The 26,567-nt window shown below is 31.7% G+C and carries 26 protein-coding genes; 15 read left to right on the forward strand and 11 right to left on the reverse strand.

The features are described 5' to 3' along the window. Position 1: 1 nt before the first annotated feature. From BUC09_RS09255 to tpx, 3 genes are read right to left on the reverse strand one after another with little or no spacing between them, the layout of a single operon-like run. Positions 2–2,521 carry a DNA translocase FtsK gene (locus BUC09_RS09255; protein ID WP_073310854.1) on the reverse strand — a complete coding sequence of 840 codons (2,520 nt, stop codon included), beginning with the start codon at positions 2,519–2,521 and terminating at the stop codon, positions 2–4. A gap of 40 nt (positions 2,522–2,561) precedes the next feature. Next, positions 2,562–2,936, reverse strand: coding sequence for a diacylglycerol kinase family protein (locus tag BUC09_RS09260; protein WP_073310856.1), 375 nt, complete (start codon positions 2,934–2,936; stop codon positions 2,562–2,564). Position 2,937: 1 nt separating this feature from the next. Beyond that, on the reverse strand, positions 2,938–3,435 hold the full coding sequence (gene tpx, locus BUC09_RS09265) for a thiol peroxidase (protein WP_073310857.1): 498 nt from the start codon (positions 3,433–3,435) through the stop codon (positions 2,938–2,940). A gap of 205 nt (positions 3,436–3,640) precedes the next feature. Here tpx and BUC09_RS09270 point away from each other — a divergent pair, with 205 nt between their 5' ends. Next, positions 3,641–4,015: a DoxX family membrane protein gene (locus tag BUC09_RS09270; protein WP_073310859.1), complete on the forward strand. Its 375-nt coding sequence runs from the start codon at positions 3,641–3,643 to the stop codon at positions 4,013–4,015. Positions 4,016–4,051: 36 nt separating this feature from the next. Here BUC09_RS09270 and BUC09_RS09275 read toward each other — a convergent pair whose 3' ends face one another. The 3 genes from BUC09_RS09275 to BUC09_RS09285 all read right to left on the reverse strand — a co-directional run bounded on the left by BUC09_RS09275 (position 4,052) and on the right by BUC09_RS09285 (position 5,347). Beyond that, positions 4,052–4,309 carry a DUF6952 family protein gene (locus BUC09_RS09275; RefSeq protein ID WP_073310861.1) on the reverse strand — a complete coding sequence of 86 codons (258 nt, stop codon included), beginning with the start codon at positions 4,307–4,309 and terminating at the stop codon, positions 4,052–4,054. A gap of 2 nt (positions 4,310–4,311) precedes the next feature. Beyond that, a complete protein-coding gene (locus BUC09_RS09280) occupies positions 4,312–4,620 on the reverse strand; it encodes a thioredoxin family protein (protein WP_073310863.1) in 309 nt (102 codons plus the stop codon). Positions 4,621–4,711: 91 nt separating this feature from the next. Then, a complete protein-coding gene (locus BUC09_RS09285; RefSeq protein WP_073310865.1) occupies positions 4,712–5,347 on the reverse strand; it encodes a peroxiredoxin in 636 nt (211 codons plus the stop codon). A 365-nt stretch (positions 5,348–5,712) separates the two neighbouring features. Between BUC09_RS09285 and katG the strand changes: the two genes are divergently transcribed. From katG to BUC09_RS09325, 8 genes are all read left to right on the forward strand, one after another. Beyond that, positions 5,713–7,932, forward strand: coding sequence for a catalase/peroxidase HPI (gene katG, locus BUC09_RS09290; protein WP_073310867.1), 2,220 nt, complete (start codon positions 5,713–5,715; stop codon positions 7,930–7,932). A gap of 137 nt (positions 7,933–8,069) precedes the next feature. Then, positions 8,070–9,767 (forward strand): amino acid permease, encoded by a 1,698-nt coding sequence (locus tag BUC09_RS09295; RefSeq protein WP_084127173.1) that lies wholly within the window; start codon positions 8,070–8,072, stop codon positions 9,765–9,767. A gap of 301 nt (positions 9,768–10,068) precedes the next feature. Beyond that, on the forward strand, positions 10,069–10,368 hold the full coding sequence (locus BUC09_RS14690) for a hypothetical protein (protein ID WP_143161900.1): 300 nt from the start codon (positions 10,069–10,071) through the stop codon (positions 10,366–10,368). 156 nt (positions 10,369–10,524) lie between these two features. Further along, the gene (locus BUC09_RS09305) at positions 10,525–11,103 is read left to right on the forward strand and encodes a hypothetical protein (RefSeq protein WP_073310870.1); all 579 of its coding nucleotides are present in this window, start codon (positions 10,525–10,527) and stop codon (positions 11,101–11,103) included. Positions 11,104–11,281: 178 nt separating this feature from the next. Then, a complete protein-coding gene (locus BUC09_RS09310; RefSeq protein WP_143161901.1) occupies positions 11,282–11,536 on the forward strand; it encodes a hypothetical protein in 255 nt (84 codons plus the stop codon). A 184-nt stretch (positions 11,537–11,720) separates the two neighbouring features. Continuing rightward, the gene (locus tag BUC09_RS09315; protein ID WP_073310872.1) at positions 11,721–12,245 is read left to right on the forward strand and encodes a MepB family protein; all 525 of its coding nucleotides are present in this window, start codon (positions 11,721–11,723) and stop codon (positions 12,243–12,245) included. A gap of 214 nt (positions 12,246–12,459) precedes the next feature. After that, positions 12,460–12,918, forward strand: coding sequence for a tungsten formylmethanofuran dehydrogenase (locus tag BUC09_RS09320; protein ID WP_073310873.1), 459 nt, complete (start codon positions 12,460–12,462; stop codon positions 12,916–12,918). Between the two features lie 60 nt (positions 12,919–12,978). Beyond that, positions 12,979–13,374 (forward strand): hypothetical protein, encoded by a 396-nt coding sequence (locus BUC09_RS09325; RefSeq protein WP_073310874.1) that lies wholly within the window; start codon positions 12,979–12,981, stop codon positions 13,372–13,374. A 139-nt stretch (positions 13,375–13,513) separates the two neighbouring features. On the opposite strand, the gene BUC09_RS09330 is transcribed toward BUC09_RS09325, so the two are convergent. From BUC09_RS09330 to BUC09_RS09340, 3 genes are all read right to left on the reverse strand, one after another. After that, the gene (locus BUC09_RS09330) at positions 13,514–15,184 is read right to left on the reverse strand and encodes an RluA family pseudouridine synthase (RefSeq protein WP_073310876.1); all 1,671 of its coding nucleotides are present in this window, start codon (positions 15,182–15,184) and stop codon (positions 13,514–13,516) included. A 131-nt stretch (positions 15,185–15,315) separates the two neighbouring features. Further along, positions 15,316–15,705 (reverse strand): inner membrane protein YiaA, encoded by a 390-nt coding sequence (gene yiaA / locus BUC09_RS09335; protein ID WP_073310878.1) that lies wholly within the window; start codon positions 15,703–15,705, stop codon positions 15,316–15,318. A 3-nt stretch (positions 15,706–15,708) separates the two neighbouring features. Continuing rightward, positions 15,709–17,883, reverse strand: coding sequence for a S9 family peptidase (locus BUC09_RS09340; protein WP_073310880.1), 2,175 nt, complete (start codon positions 17,881–17,883; stop codon positions 15,709–15,711). A 160-nt stretch (positions 17,884–18,043) separates the two neighbouring features. Between BUC09_RS09340 and BUC09_RS14815 the strand changes: the two genes are divergently transcribed. The 3 genes from BUC09_RS14815 to lpdA all read left to right on the forward strand — a co-directional run bounded on the left by BUC09_RS14815 (position 18,044) and on the right by lpdA (position 19,986). Then, positions 18,044–18,217: a hypothetical protein gene (locus BUC09_RS14815; RefSeq protein ID WP_159432946.1), complete on the forward strand. Its 174-nt coding sequence runs from the start codon at positions 18,044–18,046 to the stop codon at positions 18,215–18,217. A gap of 28 nt (positions 18,218–18,245) precedes the next feature. Then, a complete protein-coding gene (locus tag BUC09_RS09345) occupies positions 18,246–18,443 on the forward strand; it encodes a hypothetical protein (protein WP_073310882.1) in 198 nt (65 codons plus the stop codon). Positions 18,444–18,582: 139 nt separating this feature from the next. Further along, positions 18,583–19,986, forward strand: coding sequence for a dihydrolipoyl dehydrogenase (lpdA, locus tag BUC09_RS09350; RefSeq protein ID WP_073310884.1), 1,404 nt, complete (start codon positions 18,583–18,585; stop codon positions 19,984–19,986). A gap of 48 nt (positions 19,987–20,034) precedes the next feature. Here lpdA and BUC09_RS09355 read toward each other — a convergent pair whose 3' ends face one another. Beyond that, the gene (locus BUC09_RS09355) at positions 20,035–20,409 is read right to left on the reverse strand and encodes a DoxX family protein (RefSeq protein WP_073310886.1); all 375 of its coding nucleotides are present in this window, start codon (positions 20,407–20,409) and stop codon (positions 20,035–20,037) included. A gap of 48 nt (positions 20,410–20,457) precedes the next feature. Next, complete coding sequence (locus BUC09_RS09360) at positions 20,458–22,179, reverse strand: tetratricopeptide repeat protein (RefSeq protein WP_073310888.1); 1,722 nt, start codon at positions 22,177–22,179, stop codon at positions 20,458–20,460. A gap of 215 nt (positions 22,180–22,394) precedes the next feature. Here BUC09_RS09360 and BUC09_RS09365 point away from each other — a divergent pair, with 215 nt between their 5' ends. The 3 genes from BUC09_RS09365 (at position 22,395) to BUC09_RS09375 (ending at position 26,557) form a co-directional block, all read left to right on the forward strand. Then, complete coding sequence (locus BUC09_RS09365) at positions 22,395–23,819, forward strand: choice-of-anchor B family protein (RefSeq protein ID WP_073310890.1); 1,425 nt, start codon at positions 22,395–22,397, stop codon at positions 23,817–23,819. Then, on the forward strand, positions 23,816–25,174 hold the full coding sequence (locus tag BUC09_RS09370; protein WP_073310892.1) for a hypothetical protein: 1,359 nt from the start codon (positions 23,816–23,818) through the stop codon (positions 25,172–25,174). The genes BUC09_RS09365 and BUC09_RS09370 overlap by 4 nt, the downstream gene beginning before the upstream one ends. 96 nt (positions 25,175–25,270) lie before the next feature. Continuing rightward, a complete protein-coding gene (locus tag BUC09_RS09375; protein ID WP_073311326.1) occupies positions 25,271–26,557 on the forward strand; it encodes an anthranilate synthase component I family protein in 1,287 nt (428 codons plus the stop codon). The last annotated feature ends 10 nt before the right edge of the window (positions 26,558–26,567 follow it).

Consider the following 26,567-nt stretch of genomic DNA (forward strand, 5'->3'; position numbering starts at 1 on the left):
ACTAATTATTTTTTTGTTCATTCATAAAAAATTGTTCCAAAGAAACCAAGTCAGGAATATTAACTGATCTAGCTTTACTTCCTTCAAAAGGACCAACAATACCAGCAGCTTCTAATTGATCTATCAATCTACCTGCTCTATTGTAGCCTAATTTTAGCTTTCTTTGAATTAAAGAAGCTGATCCTTGTTGCGCAGTCACAATAACTTCTGCTGCTTCTCTAAACAATGAATCTCTTTCTGATATATCTATATCAAGACTTATGCCACTATCTTCACCAATAAATTCTGGTAACATATAAGCTGTTGGATATGCTTTTTGTGAACCAATGAAATCACATATTTTTTCTACCTCTGGAGTATCTACAAAAGCACACTGAACACGCACTAAATCATTTCCATTAGTATATAGTAAATCTCCACGCCCAATAAGCTGATCTGCTCCTTGTGTATCTAAAATAGTTCTAGAGTCAATTTTTGAAGTTACTCTGAACGCAATACGCGCTGGGAAATTGGCCTTAATAATACCAGTAATTACGTTTACAGAAGGTCTTTGTGTAGCAATAATTAAATGAATTCCAATTGCACGAGCTAACTGTGCTAAACGAGCAATAGGCGTCTCAACTTCTTTACCAGCAGTCATAATCAAATCAGCAAACTCATCGACCACTAAAACGATGTATGGCAAAAATCTATGCCCTGCTTCAGGATTTAATTTTCGTTGTTTAAACTTCTCGTTATACTCTTTAATATTTCGAACCATTGCATCCTTTAACAAAGAATAGCGGTTATCCATTTCAACACATAAAGAGTTCAACGTAGTAATTACTTTAGAATTATCTGTAATAATCGCATCCTCCACATCTGGAAGTTTAGCTAGATAATGTCTTTCGATTTTATTAAAAAGTGTTAGCTCAACTTTCTTTGGATCCACCAAGACAAATTTTACTTCCGCTGGATGCTTTTTGTATAATAATGATGTTAAAACAGCATTTAATCCAACTGATTTACCTTGACCAGTAGCACCTGCCATTAGTAAGTGAGGCATTTTAGCCAAATCAACCACAAAAGTTTCGTTTGAAATTGTTTTACCTAAAGCAATTGGCAATTCCATTTCAGCTTCTTGGAATTTTGCCGAAGCAATGACTCCTTTCATAGGAACCATAGTTGGATTTTTATTAGGCACCTCTATACCAATTGTTCCTTTTCCAGGAATTGGTGCAATAATACGAATTCCCAATGCAGCTAATGATAATGCAATATCGTCTTCTAAGCTTTTAATTTTTGAAATACGAATACCTGCTTCTGGCACAATCTCATATAAGGTAACCGAAGGTCCAACTGTTGCTTTAATTTGAGCAATGTCAATTTTATAATTACGAAGTGTTTCAACAATTCTGTTTTTATTCTCTTCTAATTCCTCCTGATTAATGGTAATTCCCACAGTACCATATTCTTTTAGCAAGTCAATAGTTGGGAATTTGTAATTTGACAATTCTAGTGTTGGATCAAATTCTCCAAAATGAGAAACCAATTTAGCTGCCAAATTTTCTTCAACAATATCTTCTTCTTCAACCTTTTCAATTACAAAATCATTTTCTTCTGATTTTACATCATCGATTGGTTTTACAACTTCATTTTTAATTGTTGGTTCTAACGATAATTCTGATGCAGTTCCAATAGTTGGTTTTAAGGCGTCTTTGTTTATTTCAAATTGCGAAGGCATTGTTGGAGTAGTTTTTAAAACTATTTCTCCTAATTCTTCTTCATCTTCCTCAAAATCGTTTTTATTTGGCGTAGTGATTAAATTCTCTTTCAAATCAGACACTTGAAATTCTTCATCATCATTAACCGCAAATTCTTCTAAATTATAAGCTCCAGAAGTATTCTCGCTATCTCTAAAAGCTAAATCTTCGTTTAATTTCTTTTTAGTATTTTCAAATATTCCCTTAATCTTATCGGGAGAAACTTTTACTTTAAAGATTAAGTAAATTACAATTCCAAATATTAAAACCAATAATGTTCCAGTCTTTCCTATATAATCTTGAGAAAAGATATTCATTTCATATCCAATTACTCCTCCTAATTCTGGTAAAAAATCACCAAAGAATCCAAATAAAATTGAGAGAATAATAATTACGAAAATATCCCAAAACCAAGTTTTTTTAAGTTTAGAAACCGCTAAATCTAAAACTAAATAGGCTCCAGTCAAGAAAAGTAGTCTAACAAATAAAAAAGAAGCAACTCCAAATCCTTTGTAAATAAAGAAATCTGATAAAAAGGCACCAAATTTTCCTAACCAATTTTGCACATGGGCATCTCTATTAGAAAATTCACCCAACTCACTTTGATCAAATTTTCCGTTAACAAAATAGGAAACAAAAGAAACAGCTAAAGCAACTGCCAGTAGTACCAAAAGTACTCCAATTGTTATCTTATGCTGTTTTGTTGGATTAAATCTACTAAATAAATTAGTTTCTTCAGGCTCTAAATTAGATTTCTCTTTTTTATTAGACTTGGCCATTAATTTGCTCTTTTTAAACAAAAATAATCAATATTAATAATTAAACTAATCGAGGTAAATAAATAAAAAGTCCAATTGTAATTGCTGTCATAGCAGCAAAAAAAACTGCACCAGCGGCAATATCTTTAATAAAACCTATACGCTCGTGATAATCTGGGTGAATAAAATCTGCTATTTTCTCTACTGCAGTATTTAATCCTTCTATACTCAAAACTAAACCGAATGCAAAAATTTGAAACATCCACTCTGTTTTAGTTATTTCAAAATAAAATCCAGCAATAATCATGGCCACTGCCAATGAAGACTGTACCATTACACTATGTTCAGTAGTAATTAATTTAACAGCTCCTTTAAAAGCAAAAACCATACTCTTTAACCTACCTGTAAAAAGTGTCTCGTCTTTTTGAAATTTCATTTTATAACGAAGCTAAAGCTGCCTCATAATTAGGCTCATCAACAATCTCAGGAACTAACTCCGTGTATTTAACTACTCCGTTCTCATCTAGTACGATAACTGCACGTGAATGCAAACCAGCTAGAGGACCATCTACAATAGACAAACCATAACTGTTACCGAAAGAATTATCTTTAAAATCTGATAAATTCACCACATTTTCTAAACCCTCTGCTCCGCAGAAACGATTTTGCGCAAATGGCAAATCTCTTGAAATGCACAGAACTTTTGTGTTATCTAACGAACTAGCCTTTTCATTAAATTTTCTAACTGAAGTAGCACAAGTACTAGTATCAACACTTGGAAAAATATTTAAAACAACTCGACTACCTTTGTAATCTGCAAGAGATGATACTGATAAATCAGTTTTTACTAATTGAAAATCTTTTGCTTGAGTACCTACTTGTGGTAACTCACCTACTGTATTTATTGGGTTTCCTTTTAATGTAATTTGTGCCATTTTTTAAAATTTTAGAATTTCAAAAGTAATCAAAAAAAACAAAATGATTTAGAATAAAAGAAATCTTAAATTATTACTTTTTAAAAGGCAAAAAGAAAAACAATAAAACAAAAAATTATAATTAAAAAATGAAAAACACTAAAATATTAAGAATTTTATTGCATTTTTTTCAGTAACTTTGATAGGAACATAAAAAACATCTATCATGAAAATCGCTACCATTATTATAAGAGTCTTGCTCGGACTTTTATTTGTCTACGCTTCTGCTAATTTTTTTCTAAAATTATCCCCTGAACCTGAAACTACTGGTGCTTTTAAAGCTTTTCAATCTGGTATTGTTGCCTCAACTTACATTTTACCTCTAGCAAAATTGTTAGAACTTTTGTGTGGTTTTTCTTTTTTAACTGGAAAATTTGTAACCCTTGCTAATATTGTTATTCTTCCAGTTACTATAAATATTTTTATGATTCACCTTTTTATGAGTCCTGAGAATCTTCCTATCGCTATAGCAATTATACTTGGTAATGCATTTTTAATATTCAGATATTGGGATAACTATAAATCGTTATTTACTCCATGATATATAAATAAAAAAGCTCTCATTGTGAGAGCTTTTTTATTTGTCAATCGAGCCTAAAACTCGTTTCATAAAATTGTTTAAGGCTTCTTTTTTATCAATTCCTTCTTTCACCATTTTATTAACCTCTAGAGCACCATACATGTTAGAAATTAATTCACCAATCACATCTAGTTCTTCATCTTTTAGAGAAGAAACCTCTGTAAGAGCTTCAAGAACTTCAATTGTCTCAACTAAATAGTCTTGATCATTTTCCTCAATAAATTGAGTTAAATGTTTTATAACTGGTAATTTCATAATTAAATGATTTCGTGAACCAATTCAGTTAAAACTTCTGCTTTATTTGTTTGTGTTTCGTTTACCAATTTTCCATTCACAAATGTGGCAAAAGTTGGTAAATTTGAAACATTAGCCAACTTTCTTGATTCAGGAGAGTTTTCAGCATCAACAATTACAAAAGTTATATTTTCATTTTCAGTAGCCAATTTTTTAAATTTTGGTTTCATAATTCGGCAATTACCACACCATGAAGCTGAAAATTGAACTACAACTTTATCGTTTGATTCAACTATATTTTGTAAAGTATCTTCGTTTAATTCTAATAACATATCTTATAAATTTAAATAGCAATAGCAATGTCAATTTCCAGTTTCTTGAAAAAACATTGCTATTGTTCTTTGTTATTGATTTTGAAGTAAATTAGTTTTGGCTTAAGTAAGCAGCAGTACTTAATCTATCAGCGTTCATAGCCTCTTTACCTTGCTCCCAGTTTGCAGGACAAACTTCACCTTTAGTTTGAACATGAGTATAAGCATCGATTAATCGTAAGTACTCATTCACATTTCTTCCTAATGGCATATCGTTTACACTTTCGTGGAAAATTTTTCCTGTTTCATCAACTAAATAAGTAGCACGGAAAGTTACATTTGAACCTTCTACTAAAATATCATTTGACTCTTCATCATATACTTCTTGAGCATCAAGAATATCTAAAGCTTTAGATAAATTACGAGTAGTATCTGCTAATAAAGGGTAAGTAACACCTTCAATACCACCATTATTTTTTGCTGTATTTAACCATGCAAAGTGAACTTCGTTTGTATCACAAGAAGCTCCAATTACGATTGTATTTCTTTGTTCAAATTCTGGTAAAGCAGCTTGAAAAGCGTGCAATTCAGTAGGGCATACAAAAGTAAAGTCTTTTGGATACCAAAATAATAATACTTTTTTGTTGTTTTTTGTCGCTTCTTCTAAAACGTTGATTCTTAAGTTATCTCCCATTTCAGAGATTGCATCTACGGTAATGTTCGGGAATTTTTTTCCTACTAAAGACATAAGTTTGAATTTATTTGAATTATTTAAATTTTTTGCGAAGGTAATCGTAAAATCATAAATATTTAAATCATGCAGATTATATTTTATTATCCATTTATAGAATGTCTTTATACAGGTATAAAAACTACAATATCTTTATCAAATACTCAGTTACTTTATTAAAAAAATATAAAATCAACCAATAAAAAAATAAATACTTAAATATTTTTTAAAACTGATTTTATTTTCATCTCAACATTATTAGTAACTTTATTACATAAGATAAGTCAGTTAAACTATAATTTTTATCTATCATAAAAGCATTTTATGATAGATTTTTTAAAATAATTTTACACTTACGAAAAAAATACAAATCAAAATAAATTATGGAAAACTACACAAATTCAAATCACAACTCTGGTAATGGAGAAAGCAAATGCCCATTTAATCATGGACAAATGAAACAAACTGCTGGCACTGGTGCATCAAACAAAGATTGGTGGCCTAATCGTTTAAATCTAGACATTCTTAGACAGCATTCTTCCTTATCTGACCCAATGGACAAAGGCTTTAATTATGCTGAGGAATTTAAAAAATTAGATTTAACAATAGTTAAAAAAGATATATTCGAATTAATGACAACTTCTCAAGACTGGTGGCCAGCAGATTACGGACATTACGGTCCTTTATTTATAAGAATGGCTTGGCATAGTGCTGGAACATACCGCATTTGGGATGGTCGTGGTGGCGCAAGTACCGGAAATCAAAGATTTGCTCCAGTCAATAGCTGGCCAGATAATGGAAACTTGGATAAAGCTCGCTTTTTACTTTGGCCTATTAAACAAAAGTATGGCAACAAACTTTCATGGGCAGATTTAATGATTCTAGCCGGTAACTGTGCTTTAGAATCGATGGGATTTAAAACTTTTGGTTTTGCTGGAGGACGTGAAGATATTTGGGAGCCAGAACAAGATATTAATTGGGGAAATGAAAAAGAATGGCTAGCAACTAGCGAAAAACCAAATAGCCGTTATTCTGGTGATCGTCAATTAGACAATCCACTGGCTGCAGTGCAGATGGGATTAATTTATGTTAATCCTGAAGGTCCAGACGGTAATCCAGATCCTTTGGCCTCTGCTAGAGACATCAGAGAAACCTTTGCCAGAATGGCTATGAATGATGAAGAAACTGTAGCTTTAGTTGCAGGTGGTCACACATTCGGAAAAGCGCATGGAGCTGGTGATGCAGCTCTTGTGGGAGTAAATCCTGAAGGTTCAAGTATTGAGGATATGGGAATAGGATGGAAAAATGCGCACGGAACTGGTAAAGGTGGTGATACCATTACAAGTGGAATTGAAGGAGCTTGGAAACCCAACCCAACCACATGGGACAATGGATACTTTGAAACACTTTTTAAATACGATTGGAAATTAACTAAAAGTCCAGCAGGAGCTCACCAATGGGTGCCAACAGATCCAGCTGCAGAAACTCTAGTTGAAGATGCACATGACCCAACAAAACGTCACGCTCCTATGATGACCACTGCCGATTTAGCTTTAAAAATGGATCCTGATTACGAACGTATTTCTAGAGACTACTATGAAAACTTCGATAATTTTGCAGATGCTTTTGCTAGAGCTTGGTACAAATTAACACATCGTGATATGGGACCTATTACTCGTTACTTAGGTGCTGAAGTTCCTAGTAAAGTGTTAATTTGGCAAGATCCAGTTCCTACTGGAAACAAAAATTTGAGTAATGAAGATATTGAATCGTTAAAAGTTAAAATCTTAAATTCGGGCTTAACAATTTCTCAATTAGTTTCAACTGCATGGGCTTCTGCATCAACATTTAGAAATAGTGATAAACGTGGTGGAGCTAATGGTGCTCGAATTAGACTTGAACCACAAATTAATTGGGAAGTAAATAATCCATCACAATTAAAAAATGTATTATCAACTTTAGAAAATATTCAAAAAGATTTCAATTCATCTGGCAAAAATGTTTCACTTGCCGATTTGATTGTATTAGGTGGTTCTGCTGCTATTGAAAAAGCTGCAGGAAACGCAGTTAAAGTTCCTTTTTCTCCAGGAAGAGGTGACGCAACATTAGAACAAACCGATGTGGATTCATTTGCTGTACTAGAACCAAAAGCTGATGGATTTAGAAATTATAAAAGCTCAACAGCTTCAAGTATAACAGAAGAAATGCTTATAGACAAAGCGCAATTATTATCATTAACTGCTCCTGAAATGACTGCATTACTGGGTGGTTTGAGAGTATTGGGTGCAAATTATGATGGTTCAAAACACGGTGTATTTACTAAAAACGAAGGAACTTTAAGTAATGATTTCTTCGTAAATTTATTAGATCTTGGAACTGTTTGGAAAGCAACTAACGATTCAGGTGAAATTTTTGTTGGTTCAGATAGAACTTCGGGTGTACCAAAATGGACTGCTACTCGTGCTGATTTAATCTTTGGTTCAAATTCAGAACTACGTGCTATTGCAGAAATTTATGCTTCAAGTGATTCTAAAGATAAATTTGTAAGAGACTTTGTTGCTGCTTGGAACAAAGTGATGAATTTAGACCGATTTGATTTGTAAAAATTCTTAATAATTTTAAAGATAAAGGTGACTCAAATGGGTCACCTTTCTTGTTTAATTTATCAACATTCCCCTTAATTCCCAATTGGTTTTATATATTTGTTGGCTTAACAAACAAACCAAACAAAAAAATTAATATGTCATTTTTAAATTTATTTAGAAAAAAACCACTAACAACAATATTACAACAAGGAGGAGACGGTGAACATTCTGGACTAAACAAAGTGCTGACTGTAAAAGACTTAACTTTTTTTGGTATTGCAGCTATCATTGGAGGCGGGACTTTTTCTGCTATAGGAAACGCCTGTTTTTCGGGTGGCCCTGGAGTAATTTTATTATATGTAATGTGTGCCATCGCTTGTGGATTTACAGCTATGTGTTATGCAGAATTCGCATCAAGAGTACCTGTTTCTGGTAGTGCATATACTTATGCTTATGTATCCTTTGGGGAAATATTTGCTTGGATTATTGGCTGGGCATTATTAATGGAATATTCTATTGGTAACATTTACATTGCTTTTTCATGGAGTGGTTACTTTACGAATCTTTTAGAAACCTTCAACATTCACTTACCAGAATGGTTAACCATAAATTACAAATCAGCACATGCAGCATTTATAGAAAACAAAGCAGGTGAAGGGTTATTAGCTTGGACTAATGCTCCTGAAATTGGAGGCTTAAAAATTATTTTTGATATGCCAGCTGTAGTAATTAATATCTTAATTACTTACTTAATTTACAAAGGAACAAAAGAGTCTAAGAACTTAAGTAATGCAATGGTATATGTGAAATTAGTAATCATTTTATTAGTAATCATTGTTGGAGCTTTTTATATTGATATTGAAAACTGGACACCTTTTATGCCAAATGGTTTTGGCGGAGTTATGGCAGGAGTATCTGCAGTATTTTTTGCTTATATTGGTTTCGATGCAGTTTCTACATTAGCTGAAGAAAGTAAAAACCCACAACGTGATTTACCAAAAGGTATGATTTACTCATTAGTAATTTGTACAGTTGTTTATATCATTTTAGCTTTAGTATTAACAGGAATGGTGTCTTACAACCTATTAGGAGTAAGTGATCCATTAGCTGAGATTTTTGCTTTAAAAGGAGTTAAATGGATGCTTTTCATTGTATCTATTGCTGCTGTTGTGGCTATGACAAGTGTAATGTTAGTGTTCCAAATGGGTCAACCTCGTATCTGGATGACTATGAGCCGAGATGGATTAATGCCTAAAAAGTTTGCTGAAATTCACCCTAAACACAAAACACCAGGATTTGCTACCATCGTTACAGGTTTAGTAGTAGGGCTTCCTATTTTCTTTACAGATGAAAACTTTGTATTAGATTTTACCAGCATTGGTACTCTATTTGCTTTCGTATTAGTTTGTGGAGGAGTTTTAATGTTATCACCTCAAAACGAAGCCGAACTAGCCGAAAGAGCAACAAAAGGTAAATTTAGAATTCCATACATTAATTCAAAATTTGTTTTTCCTGCTATCGTAGCTCTTACAATTGCATTATTAGTGGTTTATGTGCCTAATTTCTTTACTGATACTCTTGATTTCTCAGAAGATAAACTAGCCACTAACCTACCCATGATTGCCTTTTTTATTTTAACGGCAGTTATGACAGTATTAGCCTTTGTTAAAAACTTATCATTAATTCCATTATTAGGATTAGTTTCTTGTTGTTATTTACTAACTGGTATGGCAGTTTCTAACTGGAAGTGGTTTGGGGTTTGGCTGGTTATAGGATTAGTGATATACTTCTGTTATGGTTTTAGAAATAGTAAACTAAACAAAAACAGAATCGAAGCCACTATAGAAGATTAAAAATATAAATCCTGAGCAAAACACTTGGGATTTTTTTTATATAAAAGTAATTACAAACGATTATATCCATTTGTTTTAGTTTGTAATTGGAACTTGCGTATATTTGTGAGTTATGCGAAATGCTAAATACTATATGGAAACAATAACTTCTAAATTTCGAAACTTATATATTGTAAAACTATTTTGCGGCTATTTAGCTGCTATCTTTTGTATTTGCATTTGCCTAAAATTCTGCGATGGAACATATCCAACAAAAGAAAAAATAGCATTTTTCTTTATTATAGTTATAATTTGTTTTACAATGGCGGGTTCATTTGATTTTTTAAAACTTACAAAAATAATTTTAAGAAAAAATGATTTAGAAATACAAGCTTTTTTAGGAATTAGAAATAGGATTATTAAGTATAACGAAATTGTAAATATTGAGAGACATAAAATCATTCAACAAGGAAAAGCTGGGCAGATAAGTGATGGTTTTCATCTGAGTGAAATTATTTTATCTGATGAGAGTTCATTTATTTTATCTCCAGATAAATTTGAAAACTATAATGAATTAATAATTTTTCTTAGAAGCAATTTAAACAATCAGCACTCCGCATAACAGCGGTTTTGCGCTATTGCTGCATTTGTTGTAAAAGCTCGTTTTTATTTTCATAATTTCGTTTCGTCCAGCCGAGCGAACTCAGTTCCAATTTCCGCAACAGTCGCAAAGCCACAGGACGTTATGGGCAACCAATAAAAAACTCAAATCAGAATTATGGACGTATACGAATTTGAAAATAGCATTTGTGAACTAATTAAAATTGAAGAAATTGATAAAGCAATTGAATTAACAGAAGTAGAATTATTAAAGATTCCAAAAAATGATTTTCATAAAATAATTGGTCGAAATTTATTTCACCTAATTGATGATGCTAACGAATTTTTAAATGCAGTTTTCGAAAAATCTACTGAGGAAATTGTTAATGTAAAATCCATTTATTGTGAAATGAATGGATTTACAATAAACCCTGATTTATGGTTTGTCATGGGTATGTCATTTACTTTCTGTAATGATTTGACTGATACTGATTGGCTTGCTGATTATGATTACTTTTTTGAGATGGCTTTAGTAATAGAAGGCTATGAAGATTTACAAAAAATATATGAAGATTATGTACAAAATGAAAAATGGGAATATGAAGATTCAGCTGAACTTTGTGCAATAATTATCACTTTGAGACTCTTAGAACTCTTCAGAGAAACCTATAAAAGATTTAAAGACAAATCTGAATGGACAAAAATTCCTGTATTTGTAACTTCACACGATAGTGAACTCATTTTTAAAACAAAATAAAGTTTGGCTGCCCATAACCGCCGTTTGGCTCAATTGCTGGTTTTTCTTAAAATTGAAACTATCAATTCACGCAGAAAATTTTATCTTAACCGAAAATAATCAACACGCATTGGCCACTACTGACGCGAAGCCGTGAAACGTTACCAGTAACTTAACCAAAATTGTTTAAAATAACAGTATGCACAGAATTTTTGAATATATGATGGGAATTATTGCATGGCTTCAAATTGTTGCTTCGCCACTTATAATTGGATTGGGAATCGGAGCATTTATATATTTTCCAAATCCAACTGTAACAAGACTTTCTATCGCAATCATTATTTCTGTTTTAGGTTTAATTATCGGAATAGTTTGGGCTAACAGAATATGGAAACTAAAGGAACGATGTGGTTTATTTCTCAAGTTAGCGCAACACCAGACTTGGACAATTTAATTGAAAACGAAGCCAAAAAGAATAAAGACAGCAACTAACAGCGTTTTTCAGCAATAGTTGCATCCGATTTTCCGTACCAGGAAAATCGAAAGGCAAGTTTCATTATCTTTACATCTATTAATTTAAAATCCCGTTACTTCGCTAAGCCACGAAACGTTAGCAGTAAAGTGCTAGAAAAAATCAAATGATAATAACTGAATTAAAAAAAATAGAAAACTTACTTTTTAAGGAAGTTAACTTAAAAATCTCTAACGTAATTGAAGACAAAGAAAGTCAAGAATATTTTGGCTACAACTTTCAAACAGAGAAATTGAATTTCAAATTTAGAAAAGCGAAAATAACACCTAAAAAAGTTGGTCAATTTGTAACTTTATGGAAACGTAACTCTCAAAATATAACTGAGCCTTTCAACGAAACGGATGCATTTGATTTTTATATTATCGCAACTGAAGAAATTGAAAAATTTGGGTTCTTTTTATTTCCTAAAACTGAATTAATTAAACGAAACATACTAAGTACAAAGCTCAAAGAAGGAAAACGTGGCTTTAGAGTTTATCCAAGTTGGACAAAAACAGAAAATAAACAAGCTGAAAAAACTCAATTTTGGCAAATAGAGTTCTTCATTGATTTTACAAAAAATGACAATGAAATTTCCGAAAAAATAGGTTCAATACTTAATAATAAACAATTCACAAAACCACTATTATAAAGATTTCCAATAAATTGTAGTTTTTAGGTATTTAATCAATTAGATTTTATAAAAGAATTTTCTCAACATCCTTAAAAGCTACTACTAACAGCGGTTTGCAATATTCTAGCTAAATCTTCTAGAAAGTAATCCTAAGCTTTCTTTATTTTTCTGTAATTTTACTTCTACCATAACTGATTAAGTCAAATTAATTAAATCAAAAAAAAAATAAACCATGCAAAAACTACAATTTAAAAAAGAAATAAAAGCATCGGCTCAAAAGGTTTATGAAACGATGCTTGGATTAAAAAGCAAATCTACTTACGAATACTGGACTGCAGCTTTTAACCCTACTTCTACCTATGAAGGAAGTTGGGAGAAAGGAAGTAAAATCCTTTTTGTAGGAGAAGATGAAAACGGTAAAAAAGGAGGAATGGTTTCGGAAATCGTTGAACATAAACCAGCCAGTTTTGTTTCTATTCGTCATTACGGTTTTTTAGATGGTGACACTGAAATAACAACAGGAGAACAAGTAGAACAATGGGCCGGCGGACATGAAAATTATAATTTTCAAGAAAATAATGGCATAACAACTGTAATTGTTGACATGGATAGTATTGACGATTACTTAGACTATTTTAATAACTCTTATCCTAAAGCATTAGATAAATTAAAAGAAATTTCAGAGCAATAAATTCAAAATGAAAAGTATCAACTATTTTGATACTTATTTAAAAAAATAAAAAGTGTTCAAATGATTCTAAACAATTCATCTTTAAAACATATTACTGCAATAATAGGATTGTGCTTAGTATTGTTTGCTCTTTATTACAATCGTAGTTTTTGTTTAAAAAGAAAAGAATTATTGGAAGTAATAATAAAAAATCAAAAAAAAAGGATTGTTGAGAAAAAATTTATTAGCAAAAATGATAAAGCCTATATAAAATTAAAATATCAATTACCTTATGTAGAAAACAACAATGAGATATGGAAATTAATACAAATTGGTGATTCAATAAACCATGAAAAAAATTCAACAATAATAAAAATCTATAGAAAGAAAATAATATATAAAATAGATCTCAACAAAATATACGAATGTGAAAACAGTAATCTTCATTTTATCAGTAAAAAATGGATAAAACCTTGATATAATAAGTTTGAATTATTTATCAATCTTAATAAAGAATATTATTTTATTCCTGAGCTCAAAATTATACTTAATATTTCTAAAGCGATTAATTTCTTGCTTGGTAAAGACAAATTTGTAGGTAGAGAAAAACCTTGATTTAAAACTCGGCTTTCACTTCAATTCTCATTTCTTCGTTGGTCAAAGGATGTTTGAAAGTAATTACTTTTGCATGCAAATGTAACCTGTTTGCTTTTGCACCATATAAATCATCACCTACAATTGGAGTATGCAAACCCAATTCGTGTGAAGCATGAACTCGCAATTGATGTGTTCGACCTGTGATAGGATAAAAATGAACTCTAGTTTTACCGTTTTCAACAGCAATGACATCCCATTTAGTTTGCGCTGGTTTTCCGTATTCATAACAAACCAATTGTCTGGGACGATCGTCTAAATCTACACGTAAAGGCAAGTCAATAAAACCTTCTTCGTCATCAACTATACCGTCAAGCAAAGCTTCATAGCATTTTTTTACGGTACGTTTTATAAACTGACTTTGCAAATTCAAATAAGCTTCTTCTGTTTTAGCAATAAGCATAATTCCAGAAGTTGACATATCCAATCGATGCACAATTAAAGGTCCTGTAGCTTTGGGATATCTTGCTTTCATTCTCGCATATACCGAGTCAGAGATTTGTTTTCCCGGAACCGATAAAAATTCAGCTGGTTTGTTAACCACGGCTATTGAATCATCTTCATAGATAATTTCAATTTCTTTTCCTTGAGCAGGGTTGATTTCAAAAGGATTTTCATCCATTTCAATTCCTTCCAACATATGTCCTAATAATATAGGTTCACATTTACTTTTACATGATGGATAAAATTGCTGATGTTTGCGCACTTCGCTTTTAGGCGATTGACCCCACCAGAATTCGGCCATACAAATAGGTTTTAAATGATTTTGAAAAGCATAATGTAACAATTTAGGTGCTGCGCACTCCCCTGCTCCTGCGGGTGGATTATTGTCGAAAATTTCTCCCAAACTTCTAGTCTCACCTTTTAAATTCAAAAACGCATATTCGGCAAATAATCTTTGTTGCAAAGCGTTCGATTTTTGCTTGCGAAGTTCTTTTAATTCATTAATTTTTGACTCAAAGTCATCTACAATTTTTTGGGAATCAGTAATCTTATAATTCCAATAAGCAGTCATTTTCTTGAGTAAAATTCCTTCCTGCTGGCTTTCTTCTTTTAGTTCTTCTATTAGAAGTTGAAAAGCCTCTGTATCTTGTACCTTTTCTGCATCAGTTCTTTTAAGAAGTCTTACTTTTTTTTGCTGTTTAATATGGTCTTTATGACGAAGTATGTCTTGTTCTGCTTCAACTTTAGTCGATTCTAAATTTGCTAAAGCATCTTTATATTCTTGTTGTAATTCTAAATCTTCAATTTCACGATTTATAGTATTAATGATTTCTTGCTCTTGATTGAAGAAGCCATTTTCTTCCAACATATCAAAAACGGTTGGAACAAAATAATCCAAATGATTTTGCTCTGCTAATTTTCCAGAAAACGCCCACAGATAGCCCAATTCACCTTGCTTATTCTGACAAACTAAAACTCCAAACATTTTTCCAATTACCAATCCTTCTTGTTCATCATTTAAACCAAAATTATGTTCAAAATCATTTTGAGTTTCAAGATATGATTGTAATTCTTGAGTTGCAATTTTGCTCAACTCATGTGGTTCGTAATAAAATGGAAACGTAAATTTATCAGGCAATGAAATCCCTGAAATATTTACTTTAAAGTTCTGAAATAAAGATTTAGGCATGGCGCAAAGATAGCTAAATACATTGAGCCCATTTTTATTTATTTAAACACAAATGAGCTTAGTTTTAGTATAAAAAAATCCGTCTCTAAAAAAGAAACGGATTTTAAGTATTAAAGTTCTTAAACTTTCAATTAGAAATTTGCGTTATCTCTTGTATTCTTTTGAACAGCAATAGCTCCAAACATGGCTAAAAGAAAAGCAAATGCATAAAATCCTTTTTCACTGGGTAAAAGAGTAGCATTCCAAAGACCTATAATTAATAAAACTATCGCTAACAAAGTTGTAAACCAACAAAGTCCATAGTAAATATCAGTTACAGGTATATTTTCTAACTTGTCCCTTACGGCTTTTTGAAGAGATATAACAGCAAATAATCCAAACATTAAAATAGAAAAATAGTAACCTTTTTCATTTAATAACATTTCGGCTCTAGCTAGTCCTACTAAATATCCAATCATGCCAACACCAAGAGCTACCCAAGAAGCAGCTATAAAAGCATTAGAAGTTTTTTGTTGTGCCATATTTTAATTATTTTTCTTTAAATATACATCAAAATAATCTGCAATTTTAGCATACATATGAATACGATCTCTTCCTCCTACATTATGTTCGTGATTAGGATATAAGAAATAATCAACTTGTTTGCCTGCTTTGATGCAAGACTCAATAAAGTTCATACTGTTTTGTTGCACAACTACAGGATCTTGCGCTCCGTGAATGATTAACAATCTTCCTTTTAAGTTTTTAGCTTTATCTAACAATGAAGCTTTTGCATAACCTTCTGGATTTTCTTGTGGAGTATCCATATAGCGTTCTCCGTACATGATTTCATAATATTTCCAATCGATTACTGGTCCACCAGCTACACCAACTTTAAACGTATCAGCTTGAGAAGTCATCAAAGTAGTTGTCATAAATCCACCAAAACTCCATCCAAAAACTCCAATTTTATCTTGGTCAACAAAAGATTTTGATTTTAAGAATTTAACGCCTTCCATTTGATCAGCCATTTCGTTAACTCCCAGTTGACGGTGGTTTACATCACAGAATTTTTTTCCACGAGCATCACTTCCTCTATTATCTAAAGTAAATACCACATACCCTTGCTGAGCCATATAGTAGTCAAAATAACCACCTCCACCTAACCAACGGTTAGTTACTAATTGTGCGTGTGAACCTCCATAAACATACACCATTACAGGATATTTTTTCGTAGCATCGAAATCGGCTGGATAAATGATTCGCCCGTTTAGTGGTGTTTTTCCATCAGCAGATGTCAAAGTCACTAATTCCATTTTAGGCATATCAATTTTTCCAGTAAAAGGATTATCTGCTTTTACTAATTGCTTAGCTTTTTTAGATTTTATATCAATAATTGAAATTTCATTTGGTGTTGTCACATTACTGTATTGGTCTAAAACCATTGTTCCATCAGAAGAAACAGAAGCAATATGTGTTCCAGAAACTGTTGTCAACTGAATTGTTTTTCCTGATTTTAAATCTACTTGATACAATTGACGATCTAAACCATTATTTGCAGTTCCTATGTAGTTGATTTTAGTCCTTTTGGTATCAAAACCTAACATGTCCTTTACAACAACGTCATTAAAACCTAAGTTTTTTAATAATTTCCCATCTGTATTATATAAATACATTTGATTGTATCCATTAAAATCTGTTTGATAAATAAATTGTGTTGGATTATTTGGAACAAAAGTCAACGGGTGTTGTGGCTCTACCCATGTAGATGCTTTTTCTTCAAATAATGTTTTTACAAAAGCACCTGTTTGCGCATCATATTTGTTGAACTTTAGGTGATTTTGTTCTCTATTTAAAATTCCTATAAAAATATTTTTACCAGTTGGTTCCCATGAAACCATTGTTAAATATTGCTCTTTTGGTTCACCAGTTTGAATCGTTACTTTTTTACCCGATGCTACATCATAAACTACCAATGTTACATTTTCACTAGTCATTCCAGCCATTGGGTATTTGATATCGTTGTTTACTGCCTCTCGCTCGTTCCAATTGATAATAGGATAATTCCCAACCATAGTTTCGTCTTTACGATAATAAGCAAGTTGTGTTCCTGCTTCATTCCACCACATTCCTTGGTCGATACCAAATTCCTGACGGTGTACATAATCGGATCCATTTACAATACCTTTATCAGTATCATTAGTAACATCTACAACATTACCTGAAGCAGTAGTAATTTTAATATTATTTTCTTTTAACCAAGATACGTTTCCGTTATTAGCAAACTTTGCTTGCTGAGCATCAATTGGATAACTTTTTATATTACTTATTTGCTTTGAAACAATATCATAGGTAACATTGTAAATTTTGCTTTTACCCGCAGCCAGAGTTTCAAAAGTATTTTTCGATTTCCAATCGATTACCAAAGGAAATACTTTCATGGTAAACTCATCGGAAGTAATTTTTGATTTTACTGCATTTTCAAAATCGGTTTTCGTAGCCAAAATTATTTCTTTCCATCCATTAGAAGCACTTTTTTCTAACAAATTTGAGTAATCACTACTTAAATAAGTAATTGATTTTGAATCCTTACGCCACTGTTGAGCAGTTTGCGTTGTTGGGGCATACTTACGTCCACCGGTTACAGTTTCTTCTATAGTAAGTTTTTGAGCAAATGAAATACTTCCTACTAATAAAAAACTAAATATAAATTTTCTCATAATTATTGTTTAGACCGCTAATTTAGTAAATGATGATATTGAAATTGTTAAAGAATTTAAAAAATCTTCCCATTTCTTAATTATAATATAACCCAAAAATATTTTTTACTTTGTAAGTAAAAGACTACTTTAGTATTTTAAATAAACAAAAATTAAAAAAATGAAAACTAAACTTTTAAAAATTAACGGTGTTGAAACATTGTCAAAAGAAAATCAAAAATTAATAAATGGTGGTGGCCCAATTGTTGGAGCATGCCATTGTATTTGTGGAAAACCACTTCCTCCCTATTGTTCTCCTTGTTTTATAGATCCATGTGCTGGACAAGATTCTTAATTTAAAAATTATTTTAAAACATATCATTATGAAATCAAGACTTTTAAACATTCAAGGAGCAGAATTATTATCTAGAGATGCTCAAAAAACGATAGTTGGTTCAGGAAAAGGAAATCCTGATTTATCACTTTGCGGATGTGATTGCGCTGGTTCCGTAACAGGTCCATGGTATTGCTCAAATTACATCGCATGTCCCCAAGTATACACTTGTCAAGACGAAATTTAATTAAATAAAAGCCCTGAACTATTTCAGGGCTTTTTATTTGGAAATCTTTCTGTTTATATTTTATTAAAAGACAATTCCTTCTAAACAAAATTCACTAATTTTGCAGTTGATTTTTTAAAAACAACATAAAATATATACTATGAGTTCATTTGACGTAGTTATAATTGGTTCAGGACCTGGTGGATATGTGGCAGCTATTCGTTGTGCACAACTAGGAATGAAAACTGCTATTATTGAAAAATATTCTACACTTGGAGGTACTTGCTTAAATGTAGGATGTATACCTTCTAAGGCTTTATTAGCCTCTTCTCATCATTATGAAGAATTACAACACTTTGCTGATCATGGAATTGAAGTATCTGGTGAAGTAAAGGTAAATCTTCAAAAAATGATTGACCGCAAACAAGCTGTGGTAGATCAAACAAGTGGTGGAGTTAAATTTTTAATGGACAAAAACAATATCACTGTTTTTAATGGTGTAGGTTCTTTTGAAAGTGCTAATTTAATTGCTGTAACTAAAGCTGATGGTTCAGTTGAAAAAATTGAGGCAAAGAATACTATTATTGCAACAGGATCAAAACCTTCATCATTACCATTCATCTCAATTGACAAAGAAAGAATAATCACTTCGACTGAAGCTTTAAAATTACCAGAAGTTCCTAAACACTTAATCATTATTGGTGGTGGAGTTATTGGTTTAGAATTAGGTCAAGTGTATTTACGTTTAGGAGCTCAAGTATCTGTTGTTGAGTTTATGGATAGAATCATTCCAGGAATGGATGGTGCTTTGTCAAAAGAATTGACTAAAGTATTGAAAAAACAAGGAATGAAATTTTACACTTCACACAAAGTGAAAGAAGTTACTCGTAACGGAAATGCAGTTGTTGTAAAAGCAGATAATGCTAAAGGTGAGGAAATTGTACTTGACGGAGATTATGCATTAGTTGCTGTAGGTCGTCGTCCTTACACTGATGGTTTAAATGCTGAAAAGGCTGGTGTTAAATTAACAGACAGAGGACAAGTTGAAGTAAACGATCATTTACAAACTTCAGCTTCGAATATTTATGCTATTGGTGATGTGGTTCGTGGTGCAATGTTAGCTCACAAAGCGGAAGAAGAAGGTGTTTTAGTTGCTGAATATTTAGCTGGTCAAAAACCACATATTGATTATAACTTAATTCCTGGAGTAGTTTATACTTGGCCAGAAGTTTCTGCTGTTGGTAAAACTGAAGAACAATTAAAAGCTGAAGGAAGAAATTACAAAGTAGGTAACTTCCCATTCAAAGCATTAGGTCGTGCTCGTGCAAGTGCTGATACTGATGGATTCATCAAAATTTTAGCGGATGCTACTACTGATGAAGTACTTGGTATACATATGATTGGTGCTCGTGCTGCCGATTTAATCGCAGAAGCAGTAACCGCTATGGAATTCCGTGCAAGTGCTGAAGACATTTCAAGAATGTCACATGCTCACCCAACATTTGCTGAGGCTATAAAAGAAGCCGCTTTAGATGCAACTGGAAAAAGAGCTTTACATGTATAAAATGTAATTAATAATAATAAAAAGCCGTTCTAATGAACGGCTTTTTATTTATGGTTTAAGTACTTCTTTATAACTTTCCCAATATCTATAAATCATAAATAGATTTCCAATAAATAAAAAAGCTCCAGCACCAATATTCTTTGGATCCAAACAAAAATGCACTAATACAATATTTACAGATATAGGTAGCAAAACCAAATTTGCTAAACGAATAAATTTCCCTGAAATAAAAGCTAAGCCACATAGTAATTCTAAACCTTTTACAAGGTTCATTAGATAACCAGAGGCCGTTAATCCCTCGTTAAAGGTTTTGAGGTTTCCAGTTAAAGTTGGTTCAGGAAATAATTTTAAAAAATAAACGACAGAACCAAATAACAATAAGGCACCAATCAGAACTCTTACAACAATTGTCGCGATTTTCATAAATATTTGATTTAAAAGGTTTGTTAATCAAATATAAGAAAAAGATTACTATTTGATTCTCGACGTAGTTATTTTTACATCTGCATATGCCCAAGCTTCTTTAATAAGTCTATCCATTTCAGCTACTTTAGATTTATTGTCTAACTTTTCGTAAGCTAATTTCATTCCTTGATATGACCATCCGTTTTTAGGAAATTGTTTTAAATCTTCAGCATAAACTTTAATTGCTTCATTATATTTTCCAGCTTCAATTAAGACCGCTCCAAGATGATGACGTGTAGAAAAAAACCAATCTGGAGGTTCATTATAGTTTAGACCATCTTCAATTTCAACCGCTTTATGGAGAAGATTAATACTTTGAACATAATTTTTTTCTGATGCTAAAATTTCAGCTTTCAACACTTTATCTGCAATGTTTACTATCGAACTCATAGAATTGATTTGCCATATCGTCATTTTTTCTAAAGACTTATCATTGGCTAAAACATCTAATAGTAATGATTCTTCTTTAGCCATTACAAAATTTTTTTTTCCTAAATATGCTATGCCTTTAGCGTAATGCGAAATAGCTTTGGGATATTTTAAAGTATCCGAAACTAATTTCATTTGCAAAATATCATCCCATTTACCAAACTTAACAGCTACAAAATAAGGAATAACATAATAATGTTGTAATGTTTCTAAACCGGGAAGAATCATATTTTTAGGATGCACCAATTTTGAAGTTTCATAGGCACCAACCATGGCCCATTTTGAATTCCCTTCAAGTGTAGCAGTTCCGGCCATAAAATGATAATTATGTGGATAATAAGCTAAAGGATAAGCTCCTTGAGCGTGACACATGGTAACATAAGTACTATCAATTTTACTTGCGTTTATATTAGCCAATGTGCCTTTATGGTAATCTCCTGTTCTAATATAAATATGAGAGGACATATGTATTAAATGACCAAAAGATTTAGCGTTACCTTCATCAAAAAAATTAGCAGAATCATAAGCTCGCTGAGGGCTACTAGACGCTTCTACTGCATGAATGTAAAAATGATTTGCTCCTATATGCTTAGGATTCTTTTTAAGTATTTTTTCGAAAAGAGAAACTATTTCAGGTGTCCAAGGTTTAGGCTTTCCATTTTTTTCATACAAATCCCATGGATGCAAATCCATTACTGATTCAGCATATAGAGCATTGATATCAATATCATTGGGAAACCTATTATTAACTTCTTTCATCGCCTCTGAATAAGTAATATCAAGCTGTTTTCTATCTTCGACTGGTTTTTCAACGTAACGTTTGGAAAGTGCTTGAATCAAAGCTTTTTCACTATCGGTGGCATTATTGCTTAATTTCAATGCTGTCTGAATAGCTTTGTAAGCTCTTTCATAATTATCAGGCTCCATGCCTGCATTATAGTTTGGACCTAAAACATACGCAAAACCCCAATAACACATGGCACAATTTGGATCAAGTTTTGTGGCATAATAAAAGGAACGGGCAGCTTCGGCGTGATTAAAAGCATAGGCTAAAGCGAGACCTTGATTAAAATATTTTTGAGCTTCTGGATTATTGGTAGAAATTTTATAATTGATAACATCCATACCTTTAAAAAGCGGAGCTTTATTGTCAGATGCATACCAAGCTGCATCAACAACAGGTGGAGCGCAACCTAAACTATTCATTCCAAGAATTGGTATTTGCTTTTTAGAGACTTCTTCTTTACAAGAAAAAAAAGCAAAGGAAATAATCAAGAAAAAAATAACAAATGATCTCATAGAATTCATAATTAACTGAAAATCAATATAAAGTTACTTAAAATTATTCATTCCATTTAGTCTATTCCGTAAATCAATAGATATTATAAAAAACTAATCTATTAATAGATTATTCGATTTTATATATTAAACTAGAGTCAAAAATTAAGAATATTTAATATTTTTACATCCAAACTTAATTTTTTAAACAAAATTCACTATTTAGCCCAAAAATCATGAAAAAAAAATTAACCTTACTTTGTTTCCTATTATTAGGTTTATTCGTTTTTGCACAAACACCTTGCTCAGGAGGAACAGCAGGAGGATTCCAATGTAATAATGTTGATTTACTTTCTGTAATGAGTTTTTCACAAATTGGAGGAACAACATCAACTCAAGGAAATGATTGTTGGGGGTGGACAGATCCATTAACAAATAAAGAATATGCAATAATAGGTTGTACTAGTCATACATCTTTTATTGATATATCTAATCCTGTTGCACCAGTTTATTTAGGTAAAGTTATGTCACATAATAATGTAAATAGTATATGGAGAGACATTAAAGTGTACAACAACTATGCTTTTATTGTAAGTGAAGCAACAGGGCATGGTATGCAAGTATTTGACTTAACAAGACTTAGAGGTGTAGTTACTCCTCAAACTTTTACACCTGATGCACACTATGCCGGTTTTGGAAAATGCCATAATATAGCAATTAATGAAGCTACTGGATATGCCTATTGCATTGGATCTAACACCTATTCTGGAGGACCTCATGTTGTTAATATTCAAAACCCTTTAAACCCAACTTTTTCATTTGGATATAGTGCCCAAAATTATTGTCATGACGCACAAATCGTAATTTATGATGGTCCAGACACGCAACATACAGGAAAAGAAATATTTTTTGGGGCTAATGAAACAAAAGTTGTTATCATGGACGTTACTAATAAGTCCAATCCTATTCTACTTTCAACTTTTACATACCAAAATACAGCATATACACATCAAGGATGGTTAACTCCAAACAAAAAATACTGGATTTTAGGTGATGAAATCGATGAAACAAATTTTGGTTTTAACACAAAATCGGTAATTATTGATTTAACAGATTTAGATAATCCTGTATTAAAAGGAAATTATTTTGGAACTACACCTGCAATCGATCATAATGGATACACTTTAGGAAATCATTTTTATTTAGCAAACTACAGGGCTGGTTTGAGAATCTTGGATATCTCTAATATAGATGCATCAAATACTATGAATGAAGTGGGGTATTTTGATACTTTTCCTACGAGTGATTCAGCAAATTATAACGGAGCATGGAGTGTTTATCCATATTTTCCAAGCGGTAATGTAATCATTAGTGATATTGAAAGAGGACTTTTTGTTGTTAAAAAAAGTGGTTCTTTAAGCACTCAAGAATACGAACTTAAAAAAGTTGCTCTTAGTCCAAATCCTGCAAATTCAATAGTTACTATAAAAGCAAAAGAGAACATCGAAAAGGTTTATATTTTTGATACAGTTGGTAAAATTGTTAAAGAATTTACTGGAATTTTAGCCAATGAGTTTAACTTTAATGTTAGCGATTTAAATGCTGGTCTTTACTTAGTAAAACTTGATAATGGAAGTACTAAAAAGCTAATCGTAAAATGAAAAAATTAGTCTATTTTTTATTATCACTTTCACTTTTTTCATGTAATAATGAAAATGAACCTTCTAATGAAAATGAAAAAGTAAAAGGTGAATTATCTTGGAGCAAAACTTATGGTGGCACTCAAGATGAATACATGACAGGAGTTGTTAAGACTAATGATGGTGGTTTTATTGTTTTAGGTTATACTCAAAGCAATAATGGAGATATTATTAAATCAAATAGCATGGTAGATATTTGGTTGTCAAAATACAATTCTTCTGGAAATTTAGTGTGGAGTAAAACAATTGGAGGATCAAATAACGATTATGGCACCAGTATAATTCCAACAAAAGATGGAAACTTTGTTGTAGCAGGCTATTCAGCAAGTAGTGATGGAGATGTACCAGGTAATTTAGGAATGCATGATTTTTATGTATGTAAAATAAATAACAACGGAGATATTTTATGGAGTAAAAATTATGGTTTTATGAGTCATGATCATGCTCATAAAATTATTGAAACTCAAGATGGAGGCTTCTTTGTTGGCGGATATGCTGACTATGCAGGTATAGAAGGAACACCTGGTGATGGCAATCATGGCGAAGGGCATTCGTTAAAAGGAAACAAATCATCTGCTAAACACGGAGTCGGAGAATATTTTGGCATTCGTCTTGATAGCAATGGAAATTTCAAGTGGTATCGCTATTTTGGGGGAACACAAAACGATAGAATTAATGATATTGTAGAGGCAAATGATGGTGGATTTATTCTTGTTGGTTATTCAGAAAGTGTAGATTTTGATATCACTAACAATAAAGGGAGCTATGATTATTGGATTCTTAAATTAGATGCTTCTGGTCACTTACATTGGAAGAAAAATTTCGGTGGAAGTGGTATTGATCAAGCAAATAGTGTAGCGAAAACGGACAACAATTCATACATGATTGTTGGGAGATCCAATAGTACTGATGGAGACATCTCAAAAAATACAGGAAATTTTGATGCTTGGGTAATTCATGTCAATGATCATGGAGAATTACTTTGGGAAAAATCATTTGGAAGTCCTGAATTTGACGCAGCAAATACTATAAAAAAATTAAAAAATGGATCATTTGGTATCGTAGGAAGTTCAAGAGGCAACATTGATGGTACGACTAATAAAGGTCAAAATGATTATTGGATATTTGAAATAGACAACAGACCAAATACCGGTATTCATTGGCAAAAAACTGTTGGTGGAAACCAAATTGATATTGCTAATGATTTTATTCAAACTGAAGATGGCTTTGTCATTATAGGTGATACTCAAAGCAACACTAATGATGTTCCATCAAATAAAGGGGCTAACGATTTATGGATGGTAAAAATCCAATAACAATATAGCATAATTGAATTAAAAAGTTATTTACAACATATCGATTTTCTTTGTTCACTTTAGTGTTAAATGCTACTTTTACACAATAAAAAGAATTTGAGAACATCTATTTTTAAATCTATTTCAAATGTTGACCAATTCAAAATGCTATTATTGAATTGGTCTCAACAATTTCGTGAAATTGTCTATTTGGATAGTAACAACTACCCTCAAAAGTATTCGAGCTACAATGCTGTGTTAGCTGTTGATGCCTTTACATCTATAAAAACAGATTATCATAATGCCTTTGAAGATTTAAAACAATACCAACAACAAACAAAAGACTGGCTTTTTGGTTATTTATCCTATGATTTAAAAAATGATACTGAAAAGCTAAAGTCTAATAACTTTGATGGGTTACAATTTCCTGATTTATTTTTCTTTCAGCCCAAAAAATTATTTTTCTTGAAAGATAATCAATTGGAAATTTCGTATTTGGCAATGTGTGATGATGAAATTGATTCTGATTTTGAAGAGATTTTAAACTTCAATATTGAAGAAGAATCACATAAAACAAATATTAACGTAAAACAGCGTATTTCTAAAGAAAAATATATTGAAAAAGTACAAGAAATGTTGACTCATATTCATCGTGGAGATATTTATGAAGCTAATTTCTGTATGGAATTTTATGCCGAAAATATTATAGATACAGTAAAAATTTTTAAAAGACTTGATGAAATATCTGAACCTCCTTTTGCCTGCTATTTTAAAAACAACAAACATTACCTACTCTCTGCATCACCAGAGAGATATTTAAGAAAAGAAAATACGAAAATCATTTCACAACCTATAAAAGGAACTTCTAAACGATTTGAAGATGCTACATTAGATAGACAATCAAAAACCGAATTAGCTCAAAACCCCAAAGAACGTTCTGAAAATATTATGATTGTGGATTTAGTTCGCAATGATTTATCACATACAGCTTCAAAAGGATCAGTTAATGTAGAAGAATTATGTGAAATTTATACTTTCAAACAAGTTCATCAAATGATCTCAACTATCACTTCTGAGGTCGAAATTAATACATCTCCTGTAGAAATTTTAAAAACAACATTCCCAATGGGTAGCATGACTGGAGCTCCTAAAATTTCTGCCATGCAAATCATTGAAGAATTAGAAGAAACCAAACGTGGATTGTACAGTGGCGCTATGGGTTACTTTACTCCTACTGGTGATTTTGATTTTAATGTAGTTATTAGAAGTATTTTATATAATGCCGAAGAGAAATACATTTCTTTCTCAGTTGGTAGCGCCATTACTGCACTTTCTGAACCTGAAAAAGAATATGAAGAATGCCTTTTAAAAGCAAAAGCTATGCATGATGTTCTAGTGAGTTAAATTTCATACT

Origin of the sequence: Flavobacterium terrae (genome assembly GCF_900142035.1) — a bacterium.
Lineage (GTDB): Bacteria > Bacteroidota > Bacteroidia > Flavobacteriales > Flavobacteriaceae > Flavobacterium > Flavobacterium terrae.

Coding starts and splice junctions, on each gene's coding strand:
- BUC09_RS09310 (WP_143161901.1), top strand. CDS start 11,282: ATGCACAGAATTTTTGAATATATGATGGGAATTATTGCATGGCTTCAA.
- BUC09_RS09360 (WP_073310888.1), bottom strand. CDS start 22,179: ATGAGATCATTTGTTATTTTTTTCTTGATTATTTCCTTTGCTTTTTTT.
- BUC09_RS09320 (WP_073310873.1), top strand. CDS start 12,460: ATGCAAAAACTACAATTTAAAAAAGAAATAAAAGCATCGGCTCAAAAG.
- BUC09_RS09345 (WP_073310882.1), top strand. CDS start 18,246: ATGAAATCAAGACTTTTAAACATTCAAGGAGCAGAATTATTATCTAGA.
- BUC09_RS09270 (WP_073310859.1), top strand. CDS start 3,641: ATGAAAATCGCTACCATTATTATAAGAGTCTTGCTCGGACTTTTATTT.
- BUC09_RS14690 (WP_143161900.1), top strand. CDS start 10,069: ATGGCGGGTTCATTTGATTTTTTAAAACTTACAAAAATAATTTTAAGA.
- BUC09_RS14815 (WP_159432946.1), top strand. CDS start 18,044: ATGAAAACTAAACTTTTAAAAATTAACGGTGTTGAAACATTGTCAAAA.
- BUC09_RS09285 (WP_073310865.1), bottom strand. CDS start 5,347: ATGTCTTTAGTAGGAAAAAAATTCCCGAACATTACCGTAGATGCAATC.
- lpdA (WP_073310884.1), top strand. CDS start 18,583: ATGAGTTCATTTGACGTAGTTATAATTGGTTCAGGACCTGGTGGATAT.
- BUC09_RS09325 (WP_073310874.1), top strand. CDS start 12,979: ATGATTCTAAACAATTCATCTTTAAAACATATTACTGCAATAATAGGA.
- BUC09_RS09330 (WP_073310876.1), bottom strand. CDS start 15,184: ATGCCTAAATCTTTATTTCAGAACTTTAAAGTAAATATTTCAGGGATT.
- yiaA (WP_073310878.1), bottom strand. CDS start 15,705: ATGGCACAACAAAAAACTTCTAATGCTTTTATAGCTGCTTCTTGGGTA.
- katG (WP_073310867.1), top strand. CDS start 5,713: ATGGAAAACTACACAAATTCAAATCACAACTCTGGTAATGGAGAAAGC.
- BUC09_RS09275 (WP_073310861.1), bottom strand. CDS start 4,309: ATGAAATTACCAGTTATAAAACATTTAACTCAATTTATTGAGGAAAAT.
- BUC09_RS09280 (WP_073310863.1), bottom strand. CDS start 4,620: ATGTTATTAGAATTAAACGAAGATACTTTACAAAATATAGTTGAATCA.
- BUC09_RS09255 (WP_073310854.1), bottom strand. CDS start 2,521: ATGGCCAAGTCTAATAAAAAAGAGAAATCTAATTTAGAGCCTGAAGAA.
- BUC09_RS09305 (WP_073310870.1), top strand. CDS start 10,525: ATGGACGTATACGAATTTGAAAATAGCATTTGTGAACTAATTAAAATT.
- BUC09_RS09365 (WP_073310890.1), top strand. CDS start 22,395: ATGAAAAAAAAATTAACCTTACTTTGTTTCCTATTATTAGGTTTATTC.
- BUC09_RS09355 (WP_073310886.1), bottom strand. CDS start 20,409: ATGAAAATCGCGACAATTGTTGTAAGAGTTCTGATTGGTGCCTTATTG.
- BUC09_RS09295 (WP_084127173.1), top strand. CDS start 8,070: ATGTCATTTTTAAATTTATTTAGAAAAAAACCACTAACAACAATATTA.
- tpx (WP_073310857.1), bottom strand. CDS start 3,435: ATGGCACAAATTACATTAAAAGGAAACCCAATAAATACAGTAGGTGAG.
- BUC09_RS09370 (WP_073310892.1), top strand. CDS start 23,816: ATGAAAAAATTAGTCTATTTTTTATTATCACTTTCACTTTTTTCATGT.
- BUC09_RS09260 (WP_073310856.1), bottom strand. CDS start 2,936: ATGAAATTTCAAAAAGACGAGACACTTTTTACAGGTAGGTTAAAGAGT.
- BUC09_RS09315 (WP_073310872.1), top strand. CDS start 11,721: ATGATAATAACTGAATTAAAAAAAATAGAAAACTTACTTTTTAAGGAA.
- BUC09_RS09340 (WP_073310880.1), bottom strand. CDS start 17,883: ATGAGAAAATTTATATTTAGTTTTTTATTAGTAGGAAGTATTTCATTT.